This window comes from Finegoldia magna, assembly GCF_002243175.1.
GTDB classification, from domain to species: domain Bacteria; phylum Bacillota; class Clostridia; order Tissierellales; family Peptoniphilaceae; genus Finegoldia; species Finegoldia magna_J.
Genome location: NZ_NDYF01000013.1, coordinates 45,961 through 72,679, shown reverse-complemented (window position 1 = coordinate 72,679; position 26,719 = coordinate 45,961). Strand labels below are relative to the sequence as shown.

The following is a 26,719-nucleotide window of genomic DNA, read 5'->3' as shown; positions in this document are numbered from 1 at the left end:
AAACGAGCTGATTTAATTCAGCTCGTTTTAATATGTGACTCTGTCTAATATTTTATTCATTTTCGCTAGAACTATTCCGTAATTTGTCATTGGTATTTGGTGTGATTTTGCGAAATTTGTTTTGCTTTGCATATACATTTTGTTTTGCATACAACCACCGCAATGAATTATCAAATCGTATTTGTCAGCTACGTTGAAGAAATCTTCTCCTCTCACGAAATCAATTGTAACATTTGGATTGATTTTGTGAATTAGAGATGGGATTTTTACTCTTCCGATGTCTTCTTCCTTTGGTGAGTGAGTACATGCTTCTGTTATCAATATTTTCGCATCATCTGTCAAATTATCAAGCACTGATAATGATTGTATAAAATAATTGAGGTCGCCTTTGTTTTTTGCGAAAAGTATTGAAAATGATGTTAGTTTTATTTTTTTGTCCAAAATATTGTCGACTTCTTTGAAAACTTTTGAATCTGTGATTACAAGGTCTGGACTTGATATCATTTGTAGTGATTGTTCTAATGTTTCTAGTCCTGTGCTTAAAACCAAGCATTCCTTGTCCGAAAGCTCTTTCATTATTTGAGATTGGGGAAGGATTAATCTTCCTGTTGGACTGCTTTTGTCTTGTGGCATTACTAACAAAACTTTATCGTTGTAATCAACCAAACCATCAGTTATTGATGACGATTTGGGTATGAGATTTTCCGAAATCTTTTTTAATAGTAGGTCGACATTTTCTCCAGTTAGTGCATTTACTGATAAAACTTCTGCAATTTCTGAGTTTTTCATATCAGATGATTTGTCGTTGAATACTTTTATTATTTTGACATTTTCGTTGATCTCTACATTTATATCTGTTTTGGTTACATCATCTGTAACGTAGATTATCAAATCAGCAGATTTGATTTCATTGAGTGTTTTGGATTTTCTATCTTCTCCAAGAAAAGTATCGTCGTTAAGTCCTGCGGTATCTACAATTGTGCAAGCGCCAATACCGTCGATTTCGATGGTTTTCTTCACGTTATCTGTGGTAGTTCCTTTGATGTCGGAAGTAATCGAAACATTTTGGTTGCAAATTTTGTTGATTAAAGTAGACTTTCCAACGTTGGTATCGCCGACGATTACGATTCTGTTTTTCATAGATTTGTGAGCGTTAGAATCTGAAATCTCTGTTGCCATTTTCTATTTCCTGTAAATATTCTTTAGTTTTTTCGCGAACTTTTTCTTTTGGAATATTTGCCAATTCTTTTTGGATAATTTCTTCGCCTTTTTTCTTTGTGTCATCACTTGCATAATCCATCAAGTATTCCTTCAACGTTAGTAGTGCGTTCGGACCGCAGACATTGAGGATTTGTTTTGATTTGCACAATGACATGAATCTATCTCCGGTTCTTCCTTCTCTGTAACAAGCTGTACAGAAACTTGGAATGTGTCCCATATCCAACAGCCAATTAACAACTTCATCTAAGCTTCTCTTGTCTGATGTGTCAAATTGTGAAGTTTCGTCTTCTTCGACGCAATATCCACCGACAGATGTACGAGATCCACCAGAAATTTGGCTGACTCCGACTTTTAATGCTTTTTCTCTGCTTTTTTGTGATTCTCTTGTGGAGACGATGATTCCAGTGTATGGAACTGCAATTCGCAACAATGAAACTATTTTAATGAAAATATCATCTGATAGTGCGTTTTCAAAATCGTTCGTGTCGATATCATCAGCAGGGCAAATTCTTGGAACGCTGATTGTGTGAGGACCAACGCCAAATTTTTCTTCCAAATGTTCCTTGTGCATCATAAGCCCAACGAGCTCGTAATCGTAAGTATCCAAACCGAACAACACACCAACACCAACATCGTCAATTCCGCCTTCCATTGCACGATCCATCGCTTCAGTGTGATAATCGTAGTTGTGTTTTGGTCCAGTTGGGTGCAAGATTTCGTAGTTTTCTTTGTTGTATGTTTCTTGGAATAAAATGTAAGTTCCAATTCCAGCTTCTTTTAATTTTCTGTAGTTTTCAACAGTTGTAGCTGCGATATTTACATTGACACGTCTTATGGATCCGTTTTCGTGTTTGATGGAATAAATTGTATTGATACTTTCCAATAAATAATCCATAGTATTTATTCGGTCGTCTTCTCCCATTTCAAGAGCAAGTCTTTTGTGGCCCATATCCATAAGAGCGATAGTTTCTTTTTTGATTTCTTCTTGTGTAAGTTTTTTTCTTGGAATAGTTTTGTTCTTAGCGTGATAAGGACAATATGTACAGCCGTTTATGCAGTAGTTTGATAAGTATAATGGCGCGAACAGAACAATTCTATTTCCGTAATAATCGTTTTTGATTTTGTTTGCTAATTTGAAAATCTCGTCCCACACTTCATCATTATTGCAATTAATTAAGTAAGCAACTTCTTCGTGAGTTAATCCTTTTTCCTGTTTTGCTTTTTCGACAATATCCATGTAAAATTCCAATGGTTTTTGTTTCTTAGATTCATCCAAGCATCTCAAAATTTCTTCATTAGATATAAATTCGACAGCTTTATCGCTTTTTTTATCGTACATTTTATTCACCATAATTTCCTATACTCATATTTGGGTTAAAACCAAGTGCTTTGATTTTTTCTTTTAATTTTTCAAAATTGCCAGATATTTGAATTTCGAAATCTTTTTTATCGTTGTATATCGAATAATTTTTCCTGTTTTCAACAGGAGAAACATTCGGCATTAAAACATTCCCTCCAACACTCAAACCTTTTTTAATTGAGTCCTTGTCCAAAGTTGAAAGTGCTGTTGTGATTGGAATAAGAGCCTTGTGGTCGATTAACCTTATCATCGCCAAAAGAAAATACGTCAAATCCAAATCACCATGCTGATAATTTTCAAATGGAGTATTGTCAGCGGGAATAAATGGACCAATTCCTACCATTTCCGGCTGAAGTTCTTGGATAAAATACAAGTCCTTTGCCAATGTTAAATCAGTCTGGAAGGGAGAGCCTACCATCATTCCGCAACCAGTTTGAAAATGAAGACTTTTTAGTTTTCTAAGGCAGTCCTTTCTGTGACGAAGGCTCATTGATTTGGGATGAAGCTTAGAATAGTGATTGTCATCATTTGTTTCGTGACGAAGCAAATATCTATCAGCTCCAGCGTTTTTTAATTTTGCGTAGGAAGAAAAATCTCTCTCGCCTAAAGAAAGTGTTACCGCTGCATCAGAATATTTTGATTTGATTTCTTTTATTAAATCTATCAAAAATTCATCAGTGATTTCAGAATCTTCACCGCCTTGAAGTACGAATGTCCTGAAGCCAGTCTGGTATGAGTTCTCTACGGATTTCATTATTTCTTCTTTGGATAATCTGTAACGGTGAGCGTTTTTGTTAGAATGTCTGAGTCCACAATAGAAGCAATCATTTTTGCAGAATGAACTTATCTCCACCAACGCTCTGAAATAAACGTCGGTTTTGTAATAATGTTTTCTTATTTTTAAAGCTTCGTTTGCAAAATTATCATACAAATCATTTCTGTTTTGTATCAAATATTCAAATTCTTGTATTGTTAATTTGTCATTGTTTTTTAATTTTTCTAATAGCTCCAAGCCTTGTATCTCTCCAATTATCAAAAAAAATATCTAGCAAAAATTTTCAATATTATATTATTATTAATGCAAGTAAATGTCAAATTTTATTTATGTAGTATCAATTTAATAATTAAAAAATTTTTGATTGACAACATTTGCATACTTTGCTATGATGAAGTTAACAATAAAAATAAGGGGGCAATATGTGTAATTGTTGCGAAAACAAATTTGATATAAGTTGTTTTCTAAAGGGGAAAGACAAGACCGATTTGATTGAAGTTTTGCATAAAGTTCAAGATAAATACGGTTATATTCCACAAGAAGTTGTGGGAAAAATTTCAGAAGAATTTGATATTACACCAGCTAGTATTTACGGTGTAATCACTTTTTACTCAAGATTTACCTTGAAGCCAAAAGGAAAGTACGCGATTTCTGTGTGCATGGGTACAGCTTGTTATGTAAAAGGCGCTGAAAATTTGTTGGATGAATTTTCCAAGAGATTGGGAATAGAAGTAGGCGACACTACAGATGATTTGATTTTTTCTTTAGTTGAGACGAGATGCGTAGGAGATTGTGCATCGGCGCCTGTGGTTACTGTCAACGATACAGTGTATAAAAATGTTAAGCTTGAAGATGTAGCTGAAATTTTATCAAATGTTAAGGAGTCGTAATGGAAAAGACTAATGTAATTGATCAAATTATAAAAGAAAATTCTTCGAAATTTTACGATAGAATTAAAAATGATGATAATTTTGTAGTTGATGGCGAAAAAATAACTAAAAAAGGTGATTTTTTCCAAAAACAAACTAGAATCGCTTTAAAAAATTACGGGATAATCGATCCTGAAAGTATCGAAGAATACATAGTGATGGGTGGATACAAAGCTTTAGAAAAATCCATTTTTGAACTTAGTAATCAAGAAATAATCGACATAGTAAAAGATTCTAATTTGAGAGGTAGAGGTGGAGCAGGTTTCCCAACAGGAAGAAAATGGGAAGGTGCAATGCGTGTAGAATCTGATCAAAAATATGTAATCTGTAACGCAGACGAAGGCGATCCAGGTGCATACATGGACAGATCGATTCTAGAAGGAGACCCTCACAGCGTAATTGAAGCGATGGCTATCTGTGCGAAAGCAATCGGCGCAGACAAGGGTTATGTTTACATAAGAGCAGAATATCCAAAAGCGGTAGCTGCTTTGAATAAAGCGATTGATGATGCAAAAAAATACAATCTTTTAGGAGATAACATATTAGGCTCTGACTTTAGTTTTGATTTGAAAATAAGACTTGGAGCTGGAGCATTTGTGTGTGGTGAAGGTACTGCACTAATTCAATCAATTGAAGGTAAAAGAGGAATGCCTCAAGCGAAAGTTTTTAGAACTACTGAAAAAGGTTTGTTCAGAAAACCAACTGTACTTAACAACGTTGAAACATTTGCAAATATTGCTTCGATAATTAATAACGGAGCTGACTGGTTCAAATCAATCGGTACGGAAGATTCTCCAGGAACAAAAGTTTTCGCATTGGTTGGTAAGGTAAATAATGCTGGACTTGTAGAAGTTCCAATGGGTATGACAATCAACGAAATAGTTTTTGATATCGGTGGAGGAATTCCTGACAATAAAAAAGTAAAAGCTGTTCAAACTGGAGGACCATCTGGTGGTTGTATTCCAGAAGAACTTTTCGATACAAAAGTTGATTTTATTTCTCTTGCAAGAATTGGTTCAATCATGGGTTCAGGAGGAATGGTTGTAATGGATGAAACTGACTGTATGGTCGACATTGCAAAATTCTTCATGAAATTTACTGTTGATGAATCATGTGGAAAATGTACTCCATGTAGAATTGGTAACAAAAGAGTGCTTGAAATTCTTGAAAGAATCACATCTGGTCAAGGCGAATTAGAAGATTTGGATTTGCTTGACGATTTGTGTTCTGTAATTACGGATTCTAGTTTGTGTGGTTTGGGAAAAACTGCGACTACTCCTGTTATTAGTTCTATGAAATATTTCATGGATGAATACAAGGAACACATTGTCGATAAAAAATGTCGTGCATCAGTGTGTAAAGATTTATTACAATACACAATTACAGAAAAATGTGTTGGCTGTGGATTATGTAAGAAACAATGTCCAGTTAATGCAATTTCTGGCGAAAGAAGAGAAATGCATCATATCGACACAGATGTTTGTATTAAATGCGATAATTGTCGTAGCGCATGTCCTGTTCATGCAATCGTTAAAATGTAGGAGGGGAATATGTTAAATATTAAAATTAATGATGTAGATGTTCAAGTAAAAGAAGGCACTACGATACTTCAAGCTTGTGAAAAAATAAATATACACATTCCTACTTTATGTCATTTGGATATGCATTCATTGGGATTTGTAAATTCAGAAGCGAATTGTAGAGTTTGTATGGTGGAGTTAGCTCACAATCACAAATTAGTTCCAGCGTGTAATACTTTAGTTAAAGATAAAATGGAAATCAGAACTGATACTCCAAGAGTTATCAGAACAAGAAGAACTAATATCGAACTTCTTTTGTCAAATCACCCAACAGATTGTTTGGTTTGTGAGAGAAATGGTAACTGCGAATTACAAGATTTGGCAGTATTGGCAAATATAAAAGACATCAGATTTAAAGGTGAGAGAAAAATATTCGAACCAGATACAAGTTCTTTTTCAATAATTCGTGATCCTAACAAATGTATTTTGTGTAAAAGATGCGAAACTATGTGTACAAATGTGCAATCAGTTGGAACATTAACTTCAATTGATAGAGGTTTTGAAACAGTTGTAGGAACTCAATATCACAAACCAATGATTGATACTAACTGCGTATTTTGTGGACAATGTTTGTCAGTGTGTCCAACTGGTGCGTTGACAGAAGTAAACAATGTAAGAAAAGTTTACAAAGCACTGAATGACGAAGAAAAAGTCGTTTTGGTTCAAACAGCTCCAGCGGTTAGAGTTGCTCTGGGAGAAGAATTTGGAATGGAAGTTGGAAGTGTAGTTACAGGCAAAATGGTTACTGCGCTAAGAAAAATCGGATTCGATTATGTTTTTGATACAGATTTTGCCGCTGATTTGACAACTATGGAAGAAGCTTACGAATTTGTAGATAGATTCAAAAAACAAGAGAATTTACCAATACTTACAAGTTGTTGTCCAAGCTGGGTTAAATTTATCGAACACAATTTCCCAGATATGTTGAATATTCCATCTACTTGTAAATCACCACACGAAATGTTTGGTTCAGTTGCCAAAACATATTTTGCAGAAAAAATTGGCGTTGATCCAAGAAATATAGTAGTAGTTTCTGTAATGCCTTGCGTTGCGAAAAAATATGAATCTGCAAGACCAGAACTTGGTTTGACTGAAGATATTTCTGATGTAGATTATGTAATCAGTACAAGAGAATTGGCTCATATGATTAAAGAATATTCACTAGATTTTCCAAACTTAGAAGATTCTGAATTTGATGATCCACTAGGAGAATCATCTGGCGCAGGTGTAATTTTCGGATCAAGTGGTGGTGTGTTGGAAGCTGCTGTGAGAACTGCTTACAATATGTTAACTGGTGATGACCTTGAACAATTAGAGTTCAAAGAACTTAAAGAAATGAGAGGCATTAAAGAATCCAGAATAGAAATTTTAGGAAAAGAAGTTAAAGTTGCTGTTGCAAGTGGACTCGCAAATGCTAGAAGGCTTTTGGAAAGCATCAGAGATGGAAAAGCTCACTACGACATTATAGAAATCATGGCTTGTCCTGGTGGATGTATAGGTGGAGCTGGTCAACCTCTTCTTAGAGGAAATGTTTCGAAATTAGAAAAGAGAATGAATGCTATTCACAAAGAAGATAGGGACAAACCAATCAGAAGATCATACGAAAATAAATCTATCAAAAAGATTTACGATGAGTATTTGGATGCTCCTGGTTCAGAAAAAGCGCATCATTTGCTTCACACAGAATATTCTTCAAGAGAAAAATATTAATTCAATAATAGATAAAAGTTCTTTGGCGATTGCTGAGGAACTTTTTTATTGAAACCAATTATCAAACAAGCTCTTTTGTAGTATTATATATAGATGGAGTTGGTGAATAATTGAAGAAAATTTGTAATATATTTTTGGGACTAATTTTGGTCTTGATTTTTGTAATAAATTTAAAATGGGGAAATAATGATCATTTGGTAAGTTATGATGGAATTGAACTTGATTATGTAAGAGCTACTGTAGTAGATATTGTAGATGAAACGCTGGATTATCCTTACAATTCAAAACCTGTAGGAATACAAAACATCAAAGCGAAAATCAGAAAAACCGGAGAGATTGTGGATGTGGAGAACAAATTAGAAGCATCTCATAGTGTTTTAGTAAAAAAGAACGATAAGGTGATTTTGGCGAAGAGCAGGAATCCTAATCATAATTCTGAAACTTTTTATAGAATGTATAACTACGATAGAAGTTTTAGTACAATCTTATGGATGGGGTTATTTATAATTTTCATAGCAATTGTTGCGGGAAGTAGAGGAATAAAAAGTACGATTGCTCTTGTGATTAGTATATACATAATTTTGTTTTTCGATATTTCGCTTATCATGAATGGATATAATAATGTTTTGATTACTATATTAACTGTAATTTTGTGTACTATTTTTTCGACATTGATTTTATATGGTTATTCTAAAATGAGTTTGATTAACATGATTTCAGTTTCGGTATCATTTGTATTTGTGAGTATTTTGGTTAAGCTAATGAGTATCGGACTCAATATTTCGGGGTATAATCTGGAAAATGTTGGTGAATTGATACTAGTAATAGGAAAGGTATGGAAATTAAATATTGAAAATTTACTGTTTTCCACTGTTGCTATTTCAGCTTTGGGAGCGTCAATGGATGTAAGCGTATCTATAGCTTCTGCATTAAGAGAAATTCAGTCATTAAACAAAGATGTATCGAGCAAAAAATTATTTAAGAGTGGGATGAGTATTGGCAGAGATATTATAGGAACAATGGTCAACACATTAGTATTTGCATTTATTGGATCATCACTTGTGAGCATAATGATTTTTATTTTGCATGGGACAAATACTTTTAATAGAGTTGTAAGTTCTGATTTTTTTGCGGTGGAAATTACGAAAGCATTAATCGGAATAAGCGTTGTGATTATAATGGTTCCAGTGACTTCTTTTTTTGCATCGAAAATATACAATGAGAATAGTTTTATTAAGCATATCAAATGATATGCTTTTTTTAATGTTTTTTTAACAAATTTTTACAATTTATTAACTTTGAAAAACATAAATTTAATATTTTAATCGTACAATGTATTTGGTGATGAAATATTGAAGAAAATTGTTAATGTAATTTTAATCTTGCTATTGATAGGAATTTTCTTTTTGAATAGAAAGCTAGATGTAAATGAAAGCTTGATTAATTACAAGGGAGTGGAATATCTGAGGGCGAAGGTTGTGGAAGTTGTGGATGAATCGCTAGATTATCCAGACAATTCTAAACCTGTCGGTGTTCAGAAGATTAAGGCTAAGATTTTAAAAACTGGAAAAGTTGTGGAGTTGGATAACGAACTTGTGAATACACACAGCATTAAAGTTCACAAAGGAAGTAATGTTATTCTAATTCAAAATCAAAATTCAGGTTCAACTGATGATTATTACTATTCCGTGTATAACTACGATAGAAGTATAAGAATTTTTGTAATTATAGCATTATTTGTAATATTTTTGGCTGTAATTGCTGGAATAAAAGGAATCAAAAGTGCGATAGCGTTGTTTGTAAGTATTTACATAATTTTATTTTTTGATGTGGCACTTTTGATGAATGGATACAACAATATTTTGATTACGATTATAACGGTCATTTTGTGTGCAGTTTATTCTCTAGTGGTTTTGTATGGATACACAAAAATGACTTTGGTAAATATGATTTCGATAGGAACGTCGTTTTTGATAGCGGCGATAATGGTCAAAATCATTGGAAAAGTTTTGTATGTTTCTGGACACAATATGGAAAATGTAGAAACTTTGATTTTGATAGGAAAAACTTGGGGACTTAGAATTGAAAATTTATTATTCTCCGCAGTTTCCATAGCATCTCTCGGCGCTTCGATGGATGTTAGCGTGTCGATTTCATCTTCTTTGAAAGAAATTAAATCATTAAATACAGATTTGGATAGCAGGAAGCTTTTTGAAAGTGGAATGAATATAGGCAAAGATATTATTGGAACAATGGTAAACACTTTGGTGTTTGCGTTTATTGGATCATCTCTAGTGACGATTATGGTTTTGATATCGCATGGAGTAAGTTTTAATCAGCTTGTAAATTCGGATTTCTTTTCTGTTGAAATCACAAAAGGGCTGATAGGTACGGTCGTTGTGATTATAATGGTGCCGGTGACATCATTATTTTCATCAATTATATATAATCTTAAGGAGGAAAATTAATGAACAAAGCGGCAAAAGCGTTATTAGCATTGGGTATGGTATTTTCAATAGCAACAACAGCTACATACACAACTACATTCGCTGAAACTAATGGAAAAAATGATATTAGTACAACAGCAACACAAACTCAAGATGAATCTCAAATAAGATTTCCAATCTTGACAATTGGTAAAGATCAAAGTGAAAGAAACTTCACTTGGTACAGCAAGAGCAAAGAACAAGGTTATTTGGAAATCGTAGAAGCAAATGATCAAAAAGATTTTTCAAATGCAACGAAAATCAAAGCTGTAACTTCTGATAAGAACACAACATTTGATATCAATGACAAATCAAACGAAAAAGTAAAAATCGAAAAAGATATGAAAGATCAAGCTTTGAAAGATTTGTATGAACTTAAAGATATGTCAAACTCTCAAGTAAACATCAAAAACTTGAAACCAAACACTAAATACATGTACAGAGTTTACAATGGTAATGGAAAAAAATCTCAAGTTTTCGAATTTACAACTCAACCAAAAGGTGACTTTACATTTGTATTAGCAGGGGACCCTCAAATCGGTGCTGGTAAATTCTACGCAGACAGAGACAAATGGGAAAAAGCATTGGGAACTATCAAAAAACAAGTTCCACAAATGAGTTTCTTGTACAGCTTGGGTGACCAAATCAATGAATACACTTCTAAATCAGAATTAGAATACAGTGGATATATTGAAAGAGAAAATGCAAAAGGAATTACATTTGCAACGTTAATTGGTAACCACGATTCACAAGCAAATTCTTATTCACAACACTTTGCACTTCCTAATGTTCAAGCTGAAGGAGCAACAGAAGCAGGATCGAACTATTACTTTGTGTACAATAATACGCTATTTATTCAATTAAATTCTAACAATATGAATACTGCTGAACACAAAGCTACAATTGAAAAAGCAATTGAAATGACAAAAAATCAAAACATCAAATGGAAAGTAGTTGGCTTCCACCACGCTATTTATTCTGCAGCAACTCATGCAAATGATGACGATATCATCAAAAGAAGAGCAGAATATCCAGCATTGATGAAACAATACGGTATTGATTTAATAGTAGCAGGTCACGACCACGTATACACTAGAAGTCGTATGATGGATGGTGGAATAGCTATTGAAAGTGAAAGAAACTTTACTGACAAATCAAAAGAAGAAGGAAAAGTTCCATCAAAATACGTAAATCCAAAAGGACAATTATATTTAACTGCAAACTCTGCATCAGGTTCAAAACACTATGATTTGGTAGAATTCAAAGACTACATGGCAGTTAGAGACCAACATTACAAACCAAACTTCACAGAAGTTAAAGTGACTGACAAGTCAATCGTGGCTACAACTTATGAAACAGACTCATTAAAAGTTGTCGATCAAGTTGAAATCGAAAAATCAACTGCAGACACTACAAATGAAAATGTTCAAAGAATTTCTGGAGAAAACAGAGTACAAACAGCTATCGAAGTTTCTAAAAAAATGTTCAAAGAAGGAACTAACAAAGTCGTATTAGCTAACCAAGATAATTATTCTGACGTTTTGACTGCTGCTCCATTTGCAAAAGCAAACAACGCATCTTTGTTGTATGTATCTTCTAATTCAATCAGTAAAGAAGTTATGAGTGAAATAGCCAGATTAAAATCAAAAGAAATCACTATTATCGGTGGAGAAAAATCTGTCGATGAAGGATTGAAAAAAGAATTAGAAAAGAGAAACTTTAAAGTAAATAGACTTTCTGGAGCTGATAGATACAAAACAAGTGCACAAATCGCATCTAAACTTATCGACGGTAAGACAACAACATTAGAAATCGCAAGTGGAGAAAATTATGCCGATGCATTATCACTTAACAACGCTGCTGAAAAAGATAAAGCTCCAATACTTTTAGTAAGAGTTAACGCTATCGACAAATCAGTTGAAGATGTTATCAAATCATCAAAAGCATCATTAATAAACATAGCTGGTGGAGAAAAATCAGTATCTGAAAGCACAAAAGCTAACATCAAAAAAATCTCCAATGCTACAGTTAACAGAATTGGCGGAGCTGACAGATACGAAACAAGTATTCTTCTTGCAAAATATTCTGGAGCAAAAGAAGTTGTTGTAGTAGCAAGTGGCGAAAACTTTGCAGATGCATTAGTTGCAGCACCATTCTCAGCAAAACAAAAAGGAGCAATCCTTCTTACTAACAAAGACAAATTAGGACAAAAAACAGAACAATTCATCAAAGATACTAAATTCAACAAATCTTATGTAATTGGTGGAGAAAAATCAGTATCTGAAGATGTAATTAATCAATTAACAAGTATCATAAAGTAATCCCATAAACTTCTAAATTTTAGGTATCCTCTCAATTTTTATTGAGGGGATATTTTTTGATATAAAATTAAGGAATCAGGGTATAAATAAACCAAATAAAGGGGGAGTATCTATGAAAAGATTACATAAATTTTTAAAAGTTTCGGTTGTTTTATTATTTGCGATAATATTTCTAGCATCTTGCGATAAAAGTAAAGACAACAAAGAAAATATCAAATTAACTGAAGAACAACAAAAATGGGTTGGAAATTACTTTGAAGAAGCTTTCAAAGGGATAAAGGCAGGAAAAGATAGAAAGCTAACAGATGACGAGGTAAATCAAATTAAAAAAGTTTTTGTGGAGAAAAGGCCTGGATCAGAATTTGATGAAATTAAAAACATAACTTCGAATTTCTTCAAGGCAGGAAGTTACAACGATCCAAAAGAAATAGATTTGGATAGCTTTATCAATTATTTTCCATCGAAAAATTATGAAGAAAATTCAGATGAGCACAAAGCTATAATAGAAAAATTGAAAAAACTAGATAGTTTTTCAGAATTCGAATTATCAGCTAAACTAATGCCGTTAGTTGAAATCGATAAAAATTTAATAGATGCTACGTTGAAAAAATATGCAGGGATTGTTTCAGACGATGTTAAAAGTAAAGGAAAATGCTTGTATTTGAAAGAAAACAACGCTTATTATACATTTGTAAGCGATGTTTCTATAGGCACTTTTTATCCAACTGAAGGAGAAATCAAAGGCAATGATTTAGTATTAAAAAACAACTATGCGACTCTTACTCTTGAAAATAAGGATGGTAATTACTTTATCAAATCATATATTGAGAAATAATTTACACGAAATGACTCCAAAAATTGGAGTCATTTTGTGTATTTGTAAAATATTTCAAAATAATATATACTATCTAATGATATAATTAAAAAATATGGAGGGATTATGAAAAACAAATTTTTAAAGATGTTAAGTCTTTCTTTAATGTTAATTTTTGCGTTGGCTGCTTGTCAATCAAAAGATAATTCAAAAGAAACAACATCAAAAGAATCTACAAAAACTGAAGAAAAAGTAGACGACGCTAAAAAGTTTGAAGGTAAAACTTTGAATGTTGTTGCAACAAGCGACAAATACGTAAAATTATTCGACAAGTTCACTGAAAAAACAGGAGCTAAGGTAGAATTCTTATCTATGTCAAGTGGTGAAGTTTTATCAAGAGCAAAAGCTGAAGGTAAGGCTATGGCTGATGTATGGTTTGGAGGCGGAATCGACGCTTTCATGAAAGCTAAATCAGACGATATGTTAGAAAAATATGAATCTGAAGCTTTGAAACAAATTCCAGACGATTACAAAGACAAAGATGGTTATTGGTTATCAAAAGGAATCACAGTTGTTGGCTTCTTAGCAAATAACGAAGTATTAAAATCTAAAAACTTAGAAGTTCCAAAAACTTGGGATGAATTAGCAGATCCAAAATACAAAGGCGAAGTAATCATGAGCGATCCTTCAATCTCTGGTACAAACTACGCCGCAGTTAAAGGATTGTTGGACAAATACGGCGAAGAAAAAGGTTGGGATTATTTATCTAAATTAAATGATAACATCAGCTTCTACGGAAAAAGAGGAAAAGATCCTCAAGAAAAAACAGCTGCTGGAGAATTTGGAATTGGTATTATTCCAGTTGACAAATCAGCGTTTGATACAGCAAAAGATAACAACTTAACTGTTGTATATCCTGAAGATGGTATTCCATGGGTTCCAGAAGGAGTAGCTATTTTCAAAAATTCACCTAACACTGAAGTTGCAAAAGCATTCATCGATTTCATGTTAGAAGATGAATCTTTACAAATGTTAGCAGAAATAGACGGAAAAGATTCTAACCAAATGGTTAAAGATGGAATCAAAGGTCTTGATTTAGGTTTGAAAAAAGAAAACTTAATCAAACAAGATTTGTCTACTTTCGGTGAAAAGAGAGAAGCTATTTTAAATAAATTCTCAGAATTTGTAAAAAGTAAGTAATTTAATAGGGAGAAATCTGTTTGGTTTCTCCCATTTAACTAGCACCTTAACGGGTGCTTGTTTTATATGGAGTAAATCATGAAAACATTAGATAAATTTATTAAATACATAATTTTCCTACTCATATTCGTGTTTATTGGACTGCCATTTTTATACGTATTTAAAGAAGCTTTTACAACAGATGGTGGCAATTTCATAGATTTTATTTTAAATGTATTTAAAGAAAATAAAAAACTGTTTGTGAATTCAATTACAGTTGGTTTTATTGTATCGGTTTTAACGACGGTTTTTTCTGCGATAATTGGCTTGTATTGTTTTTTGAGTGGTAAAATTCATCAAAAAATCATCAGCGCAATTTTATTGGTGACGATGATTTCACCTCATTTTGTAACAAGTTTGTCTTACATAAATTTATTCGGGAGAAGAGGATTCATCACTTACAATTTGTTGAAATTAAACACCAATCCTTATGGAATGACGGGAATTATTTTGATGGAAACATTGGGATTTTTGTCGTTGAGCAGTTTGATGGTAATATCTTATCTGAATAATTTGGATTCAGACTCTATTAATTCAGCGGTTGATTTGGGAGCAAATACGAACCATGTAGTCATTGATATTTTGATTCCACAATTAAAAAACACGTTGATTTCTGTGTTTTTCCTAACATTTATTCGCTCAATCGCAGATTTTGGAACTCCTGCAATTATAGGTGGAAAGTTTAACGTATTGGCAAGTGAAGGTTACATGGCTGTCATTAGCAAAGGGGATATTAAAACTGCGGCAGTTATAAACATAATGATTTTGATTCCTTCTGTTATTATGTTTATCATTTATTCGAAATCTATGAGAAAAAGCAATGTTAATTCTAATTCGTCAGGCACACCAATTATCGATAAAAAGTCTGCTGTGTTTTATTTCTTGTGTGCAACCAGTGTTTTTTTGTTGAGTTGGCTTGTAATTCAATATGCGTCAATTATTTTATCAGCATTTACAAAAATGAAAAACAACGAACTTACATTTACTTTGGAAAACTTCAGAAATTCCAAATCGTACATTACAAACACAATCACAAGAAGTATCGTGTACTCTTTGATTAGTGCATTTTTCGGAAGTATGATTGGTTTGTTGATGGCTTATTATTCGATAATAAAAAAGAGCAAGGTAATTAAAATTGCAGATTATATATCTAATTTGCCTTATATTTTGCCGGGAACATTCTTTGGTTTAGGTTATTTGTTAGCGTTTAATCACAAACCATTGATGCTTGTTGGAACTAGCGCAATTGTAGTGTTGAATGTTTTGTTCAAACAAATGCCTTTTTCGACAAAAGTTATGAACAGCCACGTTTTGTCAATTAGCGAAGATGAAATCAATTCTGCACAGGATTTGGGGGCAAATTTCATTTATGTATTTAAAGACATCGTTCTTCCACTAACTAAGAAGGGATTCACAGTCACATTCATCAATGCATTCACTGCGACGATGACGACAATTGGATCGATTATTTTCTTGGTTTATCCAGGGCAAAAAGTTTTAACGCTAGTGATGTTTGATGTTATAAACAGTGGTAATTATAATATTGGTTCAGTAATTGCGTTAATAATAATTTTGATATGTCTTGTTGTAAATGGTGGATATTATTTGGCGACAAAAATAGGAGATAGAAAATGATTTTAAGTGTAAAAAATCTTACGAAAATTTACGAAGATAAAACCGTAGTAGATAATGTTGAATTTGAATTGGAAAAAGGAAAAATGTTGTGTATTTTGGGACCTTCTGGTTGTGGTAAAAGTACGATTTTGAATATGATTGGTGGTTTTGTGAAGCCTAATTCAGGGCAAATTATTTTGGATGGGGAAGATATCACACACTTAACCGCTGAAAAAAGAGACATCACCACTGTGTTCCAATCGTACGGGCTTTTCTATCACATGAATGTGTTCAATAATGTCGCCTATGGTTTGAAATTCAAAAACATGGACAAAGCTACAATTGAGAACAAAGTCAATGAAATGATTGATCTTGTTGGCTTAAAAGGTCATGAGAAAAAAATGATTGACGAATTATCTGGGGGACAAAGACAAAGAGTTGCCCTTGCAAGGTCTTTGGTTTTGAGTCCAAAACTTTTATTACTTGATGAACCTCTTAGCAATTTGGATCAAAAATTGAGAGTTAGCATGAGATTATTAATCAAAAATATTCAAAAAAATCTAGGAACTACGATGATTTTCGTAACACACGACCAAAACGAAGCTTTTGAGTTGGCAGATGATATTATTCTGATGAACAAAGGCAAAATCGAACAACATTCCTATCCTTTAGATATCTACAAAAATCCGAAAAATAATTTCGTGTTGAATTTTATCGGAGAAAAAAATATTTTTGAAGGATATTACGTTAGGCCAGAGGATGTGAAAATTTCAGACCAAGGAGAAGATGGAGTTATCAAGGATATTGTATTCCAAGGATCAAGCGTTAAAGTGGTTATTCAATTGGAAGATAAAACTATCGATTCATATATGCTCAACAATGATTTTACAAATGAAATTGGAGATGAAGTAAAAGTAATATATTCTAAAAGAAAATTGCCGACAAATTAGAGTAAAGCGCTTGAATTTTGGGTAAAATATAGTATAGAGATATTTTTAGGAGGTAACATGGGTAGAAAAAAAGTTTCTGAATATCCTTATACTATTCAAGAATTGAAAGAGATTACGATTCGCCAATTACAAGAAAGAGGCGTTGTGATAGAAGATATTTCAAAAATAGTGTTCACTTTACAAGAAAAATACTATCCGAATTTGACGATGGAATTGTGCACTGAAAATGTGGAGAGAGTTTTAGAAAAGCGTGAAGTGTTGCAATGTGTATTAACGGGGATTGCAATCGACAAAGCTTGTGATAAAAAGTTATTCGATGATCCTATTCAAAAAATTATCGAATCAGATGAAGGACTTTATGGAATTGATGAAGTGTTGGCTTTGTCAATAATCAATGTGTACGGGTCAATCGGATTTACTAATTTTGGGTATTTGGATAAGGAAAAGATCGGAATTATCAAAGAATTAGACGTAGAAAAAACAGATTGTGTTAACACATTTTTGGATGATATAGTGGCTGCGATTGCAGCGGCTGCGGCAAGTAGGTTGTCTCATTCGAGATTTAAATAGGAGATTTTATGTATACGATAGATAACATAAACAAAAAAAGAAGATTGAAAAAAATTGACCTGGATTGTAGCCTTGAAATAGAAGAAGGTTACATATATTTGTTTACAGGTCACGACAAAAACATTGATGAATTGTTTGATATTTTGGGATCTTTTACAACTAAATACAATGGAGAATTCTTGTATGGTTTTGAAGAAAAAGAAAACGTCCTAAAGGATCCAAAGCTAACAAACGAAGTTGAGTTTTCAACATTTTTACAAGATTACAATTCATCTATGAAGGTTAAGAAGTATCTTAAATTAAAAAAGAAGTTGAATCCTTATTTCGACGAAGAATTTGTGGATTCTGTGCTAAAAGGATTTGCAATTGATGAATTCGCAAGACTTGAAGATTTGAAGGAAGATTACTGCAACATCGTGCTTATGACTGCGGCACTTGCTACGAACAAAAAGATAGTATTACTTAAAAATTTTGAAATAGCAGACAGAAAGCTTTCTTTGGAATTTATAGATATAATGAAAAAGCGTCAAGAATTAATCAGAAATACGATATTGATTTCAGCTCCAATTGTGGAGGAAGTATTTTTTGATTATTTGGTGTTGATGCAAGATGGTAGAATTAAATTCAAGGATTCTAAGCACAACATACTTACCAAAGCAAACGTAGTTCGTGGACCTAAGGAAATCATCACTGCTATGAATTACAAGAGGATTTTGACGAGAACTTCTGATGGATTAGAGGATGAAATCAAAATGTTCGATGATATCAACGAAGACGAACGAATTTTACTTGAAAATAACGGCTGTGTAATCAAACAATTACCATTAGACGAATTAATTACAATGATTGAGGAGGGAAATTATGAAAAGACTGTTAAAACAGAAGTTGTCGAATAGTTTTGCGTACGCATTCTACACTCTTCTTGTATCTGTTGTGATATTAGCAATCATTGGAGGACTTTCCTACTTTAATATATGGAAATTCGATTTTGGTAAATTGCCACTATTCACATACGTTGTGCCGATGTTTTTATTCAATACTTTTTACTTTTTATTGGTAGCAAGTAAAGATTATTTCCAAGATTTTGGAATGAACATAGAATCATCTTACCACAGAAAACAAATCAAAAAAGCTACGATTTTTGAAAGAATTTTCAACGTCGTGTTGGTATTCGCAATTATAATTGGTGTAATTTATTTGACAAGAGTTTTGTCGGGATTCTTACACGCTAGACAAATCGAAATTTATTATGACAAGATCGGAGTGTTCACAAAAGGCTCATTGTTATCTTATATGCCAATAGTTTTTGTAATCACATCGGTGTGCAGCCTTGCATTTAATTCGTTGATATTCTTAGCGTATAAACTAGGTGCTGTGAAAATATTCATATTATTTACTGCAATTATTATCGCTATAAATGTATTCTTCTCAGAATATTTAATATCAGCATTCAAATTATTTAGTGGACTTAATATGTATATTTATTTGGGAGCTGGGGTAATAGCGCTTGTATTATCGATATTATTTACCAACTTCATCAAAGGCTTAAATGTAAAATAAAGGAGATAGCTCGGAGCAATCCGAGCTTTTTTATATGAGAGAAATTTACAAATCAAAAATAGGAAATATTCTTATAGAAAGTGACGGAGAAAATATAATAAAATGTGAATTTGTAGATTATTTTGTAGAACAGGGGACTGATGAAATAATTGAAAAATGTAAGAAATATTTGAACGATTATTTTTCGGGGAAAATTACTGGACAGTTTGACGATATACTAATCGACAAATCAGATTATGCAACTAAGATATTGAAATTAGTGTGTGAAATTCCGTATGGAACGACTACGACATACACTGACATCAAAGAAAAATATGAAAAAATTTACAACCTCAAAACATCAGCAAGAGCAGTTGGTAGAGCTGTTGGCTCAAATGATTTGATGATTTTAGTACCTTGTCACAGAGTGATCGGAAAAAGCAATGAGCTCACTGGATATAAATTTGGCATAGAAAAGAAAAAGTATTTATTAGATTTGGAACAAAATCACAAACCTTCTGTAAATATTTGAGCAATGTTTACGAAATTGCAACAAATGTTTTCAAGCGATTTTTAAGATATTTATCGTGATATAATATAGAAAAGCAGGAGGAAATTATGAGGTTAGATATTTTTAAATCGAAACTAAAAAACTTACAGAAAACAATAAAGCTATATCCAATGGTATTGTTTTCAATATTTGTTGCTACGATATTTGCAATTATGGGGATATGGTATATCGAAATAGGTGCATTAAATAGCACTTTGACAGCGGATTTACTTATTTCTTCGCTTTATTTTGCGATGAGCTATATGATTGTAAAGCTGATAATTACAGACAAAAACATAGAAATCACAAAGGGCAAAAAAGCTTTGGTGTATTTAATTGTTTCAGTGATTATGGGGTTAGTGTGCTATTTTCTAATAAAAAGAGTAGATAAGTCCTTCGTCCTTAGAAATGAAATCACGCAAATGGGATGGGATTATTTGTGACACTTTTTGTAGGAATGTTTGTAGCAGGTCACTTTAATAAGAGAAATGATTATGCCGACTACGCAGTAAAAATTGTTTTGTCGATAATAGAATCGTTAATTTATTGCGTGACGATTTTTATCGGAATTGTTGCAATTTTGTTTACGACAAAAGAACTATTTAAGCTACAATTTAATCTTAGTAATGTAATAGTATCATGCGCAGCGGTAATTTTCCTACTGCTCAACGCATCCATAATTTTATCCAAATTCCCGTTGAAATATAGTGACGAAAATCTGAAAATCAAATGGCTTTTGCCTTTTAAGTTCTTGTTTACCAGAATTATCGCACCGATATTTTTGATATACGGATCGATTTTACTTCTATATATAATAAAGGTAGTAGTTCTGAAGACAATACCTAACAATATCATCACAAATCTTATTTTGTGGTACGGATTGCTTTCGGTCGTGGTATTGTTTATATCAAAAACTGTGGAAGATAAGTTCATAAATGTTTACAACAAAATTCAACCTATAATATTGTTGATACTTTCAGTAATGATGTTCTACTCAATAGGCATCAGAATTTCGTATTATGGAGTTACAGAAGAAAGATATCTTGTAGTAGTTGGTGGAGTGTTTATTGTTATATCAATGATTTACTATTTGTTTTTCAACAAGAAGACATACATCACGATACCGACAACATTTTTGATATTGGCATTGATTTCTTCGGTGGGACCTATTTCTGCATATAACATCAGTAGAATAGATCAAAAAGCCAAATTAGAAAAAATGTTAGTTGAAGAAAATCTGCTTGTAGATGGAAAAATAAAATCTCAAAGCAATGTAAATCCAGCTAAAATAAAGGAAATAAAAGACAAACTTGACTATTTTGTAGTCAAACACAACATAAAAGAACTCCCTTATTTAGATGACAAATTTACAACTTCGCAAGAGGATATGAATCGTCTATTTGGATTCAGAGGAGATGAATTTGAGTCACTATACGGACAAATACGATCTTTTGTCAATGATAGGTTAGAAATTGATACCACAAACTACGATCGACTACTTGAAAATATTCAATTCCAGTATGATTCAAACACACAAAATATCGAAAATTTGGGAAATCAAAACGTTACGTTTTCCAAAAATTCAAATATTGTTGTTATAAAATACAAAAATGAAATAATTGGCAAATTCAACATAGACACATTTAATAACAGATTAGAAGAATTATGGAATCTACAAGGACCTGATATTAATACAGAAGACCCTGAACTTTTGATAAAAGATGAGGGCGTAATTAACAGTCATAAATACAAGACGATACTTGAAAGAGCAGAATGTATTTATGATAATGGACAAAAAATGACTTACTACATCAAATGCTTATACACAAAATAGGTGAATAATATTCTTTACAAAAAATTATCAAGTGTTATAATAAATCTGTATTTTAACAAATTAATTATTGTCAATTGAGGAGAAAAATTATGTATAATTTTAACTGTGATTATCTAGAAGGAGTTCACCCAAATATTATAAAAGCACTTGAAGAGACCAATATGGTTCAACAACAAGGCTATTGCAACGATGGATACACTCACCAAGCAAAAGAACTTATCAGAAAAAAGATTTCAGATCAAGACGTTTACTTCTTACATGGTTCTACAGCTTGTAACAAACTTGTTATTAAAACATCTTTGAGACCTTTTGAAAGTGTAATTGCATGTGATAATGCACACATTAACACATTAGAAACAGGCGCTATTGAAGATATTGGACACAAAATAGAAATTGTAGAAGATGAAGATGGACTTTTAATTCCAGAAGTAATAGACAAATTCGTCTCAGAAAGAATGAATGATCCAGCTTATTTTCATAAACCAATCCCTAAAATGGTTTACATAACCAACTCATCAGAATCTGGAACAATCTACACCAAACAAAGACTTTTGGAAATAAAAAAAGTTTGCGACAAGCACGGATTGTATTTGTTTATGGATGGCGCAAGACTTGCGTATGCATTAGCTGCAAAAAATAATGATTTAACATTAAAAGAAATTTGCGATATTGTCGATGCGACATACGTCGGCGGAACAAAATGTGGTGCGATGTTTGGAGAAGCGTTGATATTAAATAACGACGACTTCAAGCTACATTTTAAAAACTACATCAAAGGCTCTGGAATGTTGATTGCCAAATCAAGATTTTTGGGAATTCAATTTAGAGAATTATTTACTGACGATTTGATCTTCGAATTAGCTGAAAAGGCAGATGAACAAGCAGATAGAATTAGACAAAGATTAAAAGAACAAAATTATGTTCTGGCTACTCAATCTACAACCAACACAATATTCGTAAATATGGATTACGAAAGATATCACAGATTAAAACACAAATATAATTTTTGCGAAAACTATAAAACAGATGATTACATCAATGTAAGAATTTGCACATCATGGTCAACTCAAGATCACATGGTAGATGAATTGATAAATGATTTATAAATTTGCGACCTTAATTGGTCGCTTTTTTGATGGCAATTAAAAAAATAAAAAAATATTACAAAAAAGTTACAATGATTTACGAAAAATCACCAAATACTTTTGTGGTATAAATTCCTAAAATATCTAATCTTTTATTTGTTTAAATCCATGTATTAAATTTTTCAAACAAAAAACACAAAAATTTCGTGAAAAAATGTAAAAATATTTCACTGAGAACATATATGATAACTAATATCAAATGATAAATTTATGAAAACAATATTTCAATAAAATAGCGATTATTACGAAATATATACAATCGTGCAAAGATAAATTAAAACGAAAAATTTTATAAAAAAACAGAACAAGACAATTTAATAACAATTTAATATTAAAATATTTTGAAAAAACGTTGTTTATGTTATCATTTTCATAAATTCATGTTATAATGAAATTACGAAAAACGTGAAGACTAGAACTTATATATTTTCAAATATGTATTCACGATTAATTCGGATTTTCTCATATGATTAAAATATTTAAGGAGGAATTGTAAATGAGAAACAAGAAAAGGTTTGTTGCCTTGATGTTAGCCGGCCTTATGGTTGCTGGTACAGCATGTGGAAATGGAGGATCAAAAGACGGAGGAGCTAAGGGAGAAAACACAGTATACAATACTTTCGTAGCGGCTGATCCTGAATCTATCGATGCTCAAAAAGGTAGTGACGCTTATGGTAATACAATCGTAAATAATGTATATGAACCACTTATCAGATTAGTTCAAAACGACGATTTAACATTGAAACCAGAAGCAGCAGCAGCATCAGAATGGAAAGTTTCTGAAGATGCTATGACTTATACATTCACAATACGTGACGGCTTGAAATGGGATGATGGTCAACCATTAACAGCTAAAGATTTCGAATATGGTATTAAAAGAACTGCAGACCCTAAGACAGGTTCAGGTTCTTCATTCTTATTAGCTGATATCGCTAACTTCCAAGAAGTTAACTCAGGAAAAGCTCCATTAGACAAATTGGGAGTTAAAGCTCTTGATGACAAAACATTGGAAATCAAATTAGGTGCTCCAGCACAATACTTCATTAATATCGTACCTTTCAGAGTATGTTTCCCACAAAGAAAAGACATAGTTGAAAAACAAGGTGAACAATTCGGTTCAGAAGCTAACACAATCGTAGGTTGCGGACCATTCAAATTAACTGAATGGAGTCACAACTCTAAATTAGTTCTTGAAAAGAACCCAGACTACTGGAACAAAGATAAAGTTAAATTAGAAAAAGTAAACATCAGAGTTTTAACAGATGAAAACACTAGAATGAATGCTTTCCAATCTGGAGAAATTATGAGTGTAGGTACTAATAAACCAGAATGGACTTCTAAGTTCGATAAGAGAGAAGGAACTAAGACACAAAAAGTTGACCTTCCAGCTATAGACTATTTTGCAGTTAACCACCAAGATAAGTTATTCAAGAACAAAAAAGTTAGACAAGCATTCAACATCGCTTTAGACAGAGAAGGCTTCAACAATACAGTTCTTAAAGGTAAATCAGAACCTGCTTATTTCTGGGTACCAAAAGCTATTTCAATTAACGAATTGAAATACAGAGAAATGGCAGGTAATCCTGTTAAAGAAATGGCTGACAAATTAGGCGATCCTAAAGCTTTATTATCTGAAGGTCTTAAAGAATTGGGAATGGATCCAGATCCTTCAAAATTAGAAGTAAGCTTGATTATGACTAACTCTCCAGAATTAAAGAAAAGAGGTGAATATTTCCAACAAAACTTCCAAAACAAACTTGGTGTAAAAGTTAAATTGGAAATGATGGAATGGGCTATCCTTTCTGGTAAAATCAATAAAGGTAATTACCAAATGGGTTATTTAGCATGGACTGCTGACTACAACCACCCATCAGCAATGATGTCTCTATTCACTTCAAGTGCTAACGCAGTTAGAACTGGATGGAAGAGCGAAGAATATGATAAATTAATCAGAGACGCTGCCAAGGAAAAAGACGAAAACAAACAAGTTGAATTGTATAAGAAAGCTGAACAAATCTTAGCTGATGAAACAGTTATTATTCCAATTATATCTGGTTCTACTAATATTTATTACCAAGATTATGTAAAGAAAATTAACTTAAACCAATTCTCAACAGCAGGATACAAAGACACTTATTTAGAAAAAAAATAAAATAACTAGTAGCAAATGGCAGGCTGTTACAAATTATTTGTAACAGCCTACTAATTGTATATAGGAGGACTCATGTTAAAATATCTTATAAAGAGAATCTTGTACATGTTGCTAACTTTATTTATAATAACAACAGCAACATTCTTCTTGATGCATAACATTCAAGGGGATCCATTGTCTGCTATGGGTAAAACTCTTCCAGAGCAAACAATCAAAAACTACAAAGCTAGATACGGTTTGGATAAGCCAGTATCAACACAATATGCAATATTTTTAAAAAATGCATTACACGGAGACTTAGGTGCTTCATACAAATATCCAGGTAGAGAAGTTAAGACTACAATAGCTCAAACTGCTCCAGTATCTGGAAGAATTGGTGGACAAGCCATGGTAATAGGTATTACAATTGGTATTATCTTTGGCATTCTTGCGGCCTTAAACAGGGGTAAAGTGCCAGATTATATTATCAGTGTATTAGCTATTTTGGGTATTACGATACCTGTATTTATTTTGGGGGCTCTTTTACAATACGCTTTCGCAGTAAAACTAAATTGGTTTCCAACTTCAGGCTACGGAGACGAAGTAAAATATACAATACTACCATCTATCGCATTATGTTTTGGTTCAATAGCTACTTATGCTAGATATATGAGAAGTAATGTATTGGAAGTTTTGAACGAAGACTACATACTTACTGCAAAAGCAAAAGGTGTATCAGGCTTCAACGTAATTAGAAAACACGTTTTTAGAAATGCTATACTTCCTATCATCACAATTATAGCTCCACAAATTGTTGGTATCTTTACAGGATCTTTCATTATTGAAAGTATGTATTCTATACCAGGTTTAGGAAGTTACTTTGTAAACTCTATAACTGCCAGAGATTATCCTATGATTATAGGTACAACAATTTTCTATGCATTCTTGTTCTTAATCTCTCAATTAGTTGTAGATATTTTATACGGTATAGCAGATCCAAGAATTAAAATTATAGATTAGGGGATTAGTATGGAAAAAATAGATCAAAGCAAATTTCAAAGACTTTCAGATGAAGATAGAACATCTGAGTTTATAGCAAGACCTGTAGTAACATACTGGTCTGACGCTTGGAGAAGATTTAAAGAAAATAAAGCAGCTTTAGTTGCATTTATTATATTAATATTTTTAGTTGTAATGGTTATCATCGGACCGATGTTAACAGGATATTCTCACGAAGAATTAGTAGGAGAAATTAACTTATCACCAAGTGGAAAATTCTGGTTCGGCACTGACGAACTTGGAAGAGATATCTTCACAAGAATTTGGAGAGGTGGTAGAATTTCCATCATAATAGGTCTTGCTGGTGCTATCATTGGTACAGTAATTGGTTCTATTTATGGTGCGGCTTCTGCATTCTTTGGTGGAAGAGTTGATACAATAATGATGAGAATTGTAGAAATATTGATTTCTATACCTTACCTTTTATTAGTAATTATTTTAAGATTAGCTTTAAATTCAAATGGTGTAGGAACACTTATTTTGGCCATGACTATCACAGGATGGTGCGGTCTTGCAAGACTTGTAAGAGGTCAAATTCTTTCATTAAAAGAACAAGATTATATCATGGCAGCTCGTGTATTGGGAGTAAGCAACAAAGATATCATTATCAAGCACCTTATTCCAAATACTTTGAACGTAATACTTGTATCAATCTCATTTGATATTCCAGGATATATTTTCGGTGAAGCTTTCTTAAGTTACTTAGGACTTGGTGTACAACCTCCAGAAACTTCTTGGGGACTTATGTGTTCACAAGCACAACAAGTATTCCAATTTTATCCTTATCAATTGTTTTTCCCCGCTCTAATGATCGGGTTAACAATGCTTTCATTTACTTTGTTAGGTGATGGTTTGAGAGATGCGCTTGACCCTAACCTTAGACAGTAGGAGG

23 protein-coding genes are annotated in these 26,719 nt (G+C 32.5%); 20 read left to right on the top strand and 3 right to left on the bottom strand.

Translation table 11 applies throughout. The annotated features are described in order from the left end of the window. Nucleotides 1-27 precede the first annotated feature (27 nt). The 3 genes from hydF to hydE are packed head-to-tail and all read right to left on the bottom strand — an operon-like array spanning nt 28 to nt 3,593. The gene (gene hydF / locus B9N53_RS05480; protein WP_094204038.1) at nt 28-1,179 is read right to left on the bottom strand and encodes a [FeFe] hydrogenase H-cluster maturation GTPase HydF; all 1,152 of its coding nucleotides are present in this window, start codon (nt 1,177-1,179) and stop codon (nt 28-30) included. Beyond that, nucleotides 1,154-2,560, bottom strand: a complete 1,407-nt coding sequence (gene hydG, locus B9N53_RS05475; RefSeq protein ID WP_094204037.1) for a [FeFe] hydrogenase H-cluster radical SAM maturase HydG — start codon at nt 2,558-2,560, stop codon at nt 1,154-1,156. Before hydG ends, hydF begins: the two co-directional genes overlap by 26 nt. Before the next feature lies 1 nt (nt 2,561). After that, on the bottom strand, nt 2,562-3,593 hold the full coding sequence (gene hydE, locus B9N53_RS05470; protein ID WP_158520788.1) for a [FeFe] hydrogenase H-cluster radical SAM maturase HydE: 1,032 nt from the start codon (nt 3,591-3,593) through the stop codon (nt 2,562-2,564). A gap of 185 nt (nt 3,594-3,778) precedes the next feature. Between hydE and B9N53_RS05465 the strand changes: the two genes are divergently transcribed. From B9N53_RS05465 to B9N53_RS05375, 20 genes are all read left to right on the top strand, one after another. Then, nucleotides 3,779-4,246, top strand: a complete 468-nt coding sequence (locus B9N53_RS05465; RefSeq protein ID WP_094204035.1) for a complex I 24 kDa subunit family protein — start codon at nt 3,779-3,781, stop codon at nt 4,244-4,246. Further along, nucleotides 4,246-5,826, top strand: coding sequence for an NADH-ubiquinone oxidoreductase-F iron-sulfur binding region domain-containing protein (locus B9N53_RS05460; protein ID WP_094204034.1), 1,581 nt, complete (start codon nt 4,246-4,248; stop codon nt 5,824-5,826). Before B9N53_RS05465 ends, B9N53_RS05460 begins: the two co-directional genes overlap by 1 nt. 9 nt (nt 5,827-5,835) lie before the next feature. Continuing rightward, nucleotides 5,836-7,575 (top strand): NADH-dependent [FeFe] hydrogenase, group A6, encoded by a 1,740-nt coding sequence (locus B9N53_RS05455; protein WP_094204033.1) that lies wholly within the window; start codon nt 5,836-5,838, stop codon nt 7,573-7,575. A 110-nt stretch (nt 7,576-7,685) separates the two neighbouring features. Next, nucleotides 7,686-8,825 (top strand): YibE/F family protein, encoded by a 1,140-nt coding sequence (locus tag B9N53_RS05450; protein ID WP_094204032.1) that lies wholly within the window; start codon nt 7,686-7,688, stop codon nt 8,823-8,825. A gap of 102 nt (nt 8,826-8,927) precedes the next feature. Then, nucleotides 8,928-10,043 carry a YibE/F family protein gene (locus tag B9N53_RS05445; RefSeq protein ID WP_094204031.1) on the top strand — a complete coding sequence of 372 codons (1,116 nt, stop codon included), beginning with the start codon at nt 8,928-8,930 and terminating at the stop codon, nt 10,041-10,043. Further along, entirely contained in the window at nt 10,043-12,382 is a 2,340-nt protein-coding gene (locus tag B9N53_RS05440; RefSeq protein WP_094204030.1) for a cell wall-binding repeat-containing protein, read from the top strand. The genes B9N53_RS05445 and B9N53_RS05440 overlap by 1 nt, the downstream gene beginning before the upstream one ends. A gap of 112 nt (nt 12,383-12,494) precedes the next feature. After that, entirely contained in the window at nt 12,495-13,217 is a 723-nt protein-coding gene (locus B9N53_RS05435; protein ID WP_094204029.1) for a hypothetical protein, read from the top strand. Between the two features lie 105 nt (nt 13,218-13,322). Further along, on the top strand, nt 13,323-14,396 hold the full coding sequence (locus tag B9N53_RS05430; RefSeq protein ID WP_094204028.1) for an ABC transporter substrate-binding protein: 1,074 nt from the start codon (nt 13,323-13,325) through the stop codon (nt 14,394-14,396). A 78-nt stretch (nt 14,397-14,474) separates the two neighbouring features. Next, nucleotides 14,475-16,070: an ABC transporter permease gene (locus B9N53_RS05425; RefSeq protein ID WP_094204027.1), complete on the top strand. Its 1,596-nt coding sequence runs from the start codon at nt 14,475-14,477 to the stop codon at nt 16,068-16,070. After that, nucleotides 16,067-16,999, top strand: a complete 933-nt coding sequence (locus B9N53_RS05420; RefSeq protein WP_094204026.1) for an ABC transporter ATP-binding protein — start codon at nt 16,067-16,069, stop codon at nt 16,997-16,999. Before B9N53_RS05425 ends, B9N53_RS05420 begins: the two co-directional genes overlap by 4 nt. A gap of 57 nt (nt 17,000-17,056) precedes the next feature. Beyond that, the gene (locus B9N53_RS05415; RefSeq protein ID WP_094204025.1) at nt 17,057-17,569 is read left to right on the top strand and encodes a phosphatidylglycerophosphatase A; all 513 of its coding nucleotides are present in this window, start codon (nt 17,057-17,059) and stop codon (nt 17,567-17,569) included. Nucleotides 17,570-17,577: 8 nt separating this feature from the next. Beyond that, on the top strand, nt 17,578-18,465 hold the full coding sequence (locus tag B9N53_RS05410; RefSeq protein WP_094204024.1) for an ABC transporter: 888 nt from the start codon (nt 17,578-17,580) through the stop codon (nt 18,463-18,465). Next, nucleotides 18,431-19,129 carry a hypothetical protein gene (locus B9N53_RS05405; RefSeq protein ID WP_242432410.1) on the top strand — a complete coding sequence of 233 codons (699 nt, stop codon included), beginning with the start codon at nt 18,431-18,433 and terminating at the stop codon, nt 19,127-19,129. The genes B9N53_RS05410 and B9N53_RS05405 overlap by 35 nt, the downstream gene beginning before the upstream one ends. A gap of 34 nt (nt 19,130-19,163) precedes the next feature. Then, nucleotides 19,164-19,640 (top strand): methylated-DNA--[protein]-cysteine S-methyltransferase, encoded by a 477-nt coding sequence (locus tag B9N53_RS05400; RefSeq protein WP_094204023.1) that lies wholly within the window; start codon nt 19,164-19,166, stop codon nt 19,638-19,640. 86 nt (nt 19,641-19,726) lie between these two features. Further along, complete coding sequence (locus tag B9N53_RS09325; RefSeq protein ID WP_242432409.1) at nt 19,727-20,101, top strand: hypothetical protein; 375 nt, start codon at nt 19,727-19,729, stop codon at nt 20,099-20,101. Further along, on the top strand, nt 20,098-21,492 hold the full coding sequence (locus B9N53_RS05395; RefSeq protein WP_242432408.1) for a DUF4153 domain-containing protein: 1,395 nt from the start codon (nt 20,098-20,100) through the stop codon (nt 21,490-21,492). Before B9N53_RS09325 ends, B9N53_RS05395 begins: the two co-directional genes overlap by 4 nt. An 89-nt stretch (nt 21,493-21,581) precedes the next feature. Then, entirely contained in the window at nt 21,582-22,598 is a 1,017-nt protein-coding gene (locus B9N53_RS05390) for a threonine aldolase family protein (RefSeq protein ID WP_094204022.1), read from the top strand. 535 nt (nt 22,599-23,133) lie between these two features. Next, entirely contained in the window at nt 23,134-24,789 is a 1,656-nt protein-coding gene (locus B9N53_RS05385; RefSeq protein ID WP_094204021.1) for a peptide ABC transporter substrate-binding protein, read from the top strand. Nucleotides 24,790-24,861: 72 nt separating this feature from the next. Beyond that, nucleotides 24,862-25,788, top strand: a complete 927-nt coding sequence (locus B9N53_RS05380; RefSeq protein WP_094204020.1) for an ABC transporter permease — start codon at nt 24,862-24,864, stop codon at nt 25,786-25,788. 9 nt (nt 25,789-25,797) lie between these two features. Beyond that, nucleotides 25,798-26,715, top strand: a complete 918-nt coding sequence (locus tag B9N53_RS05375) for an ABC transporter permease (RefSeq protein WP_094204019.1) — start codon at nt 25,798-25,800, stop codon at nt 26,713-26,715. The last annotated feature ends 4 nt before the right edge of the window (nt 26,716-26,719 follow it).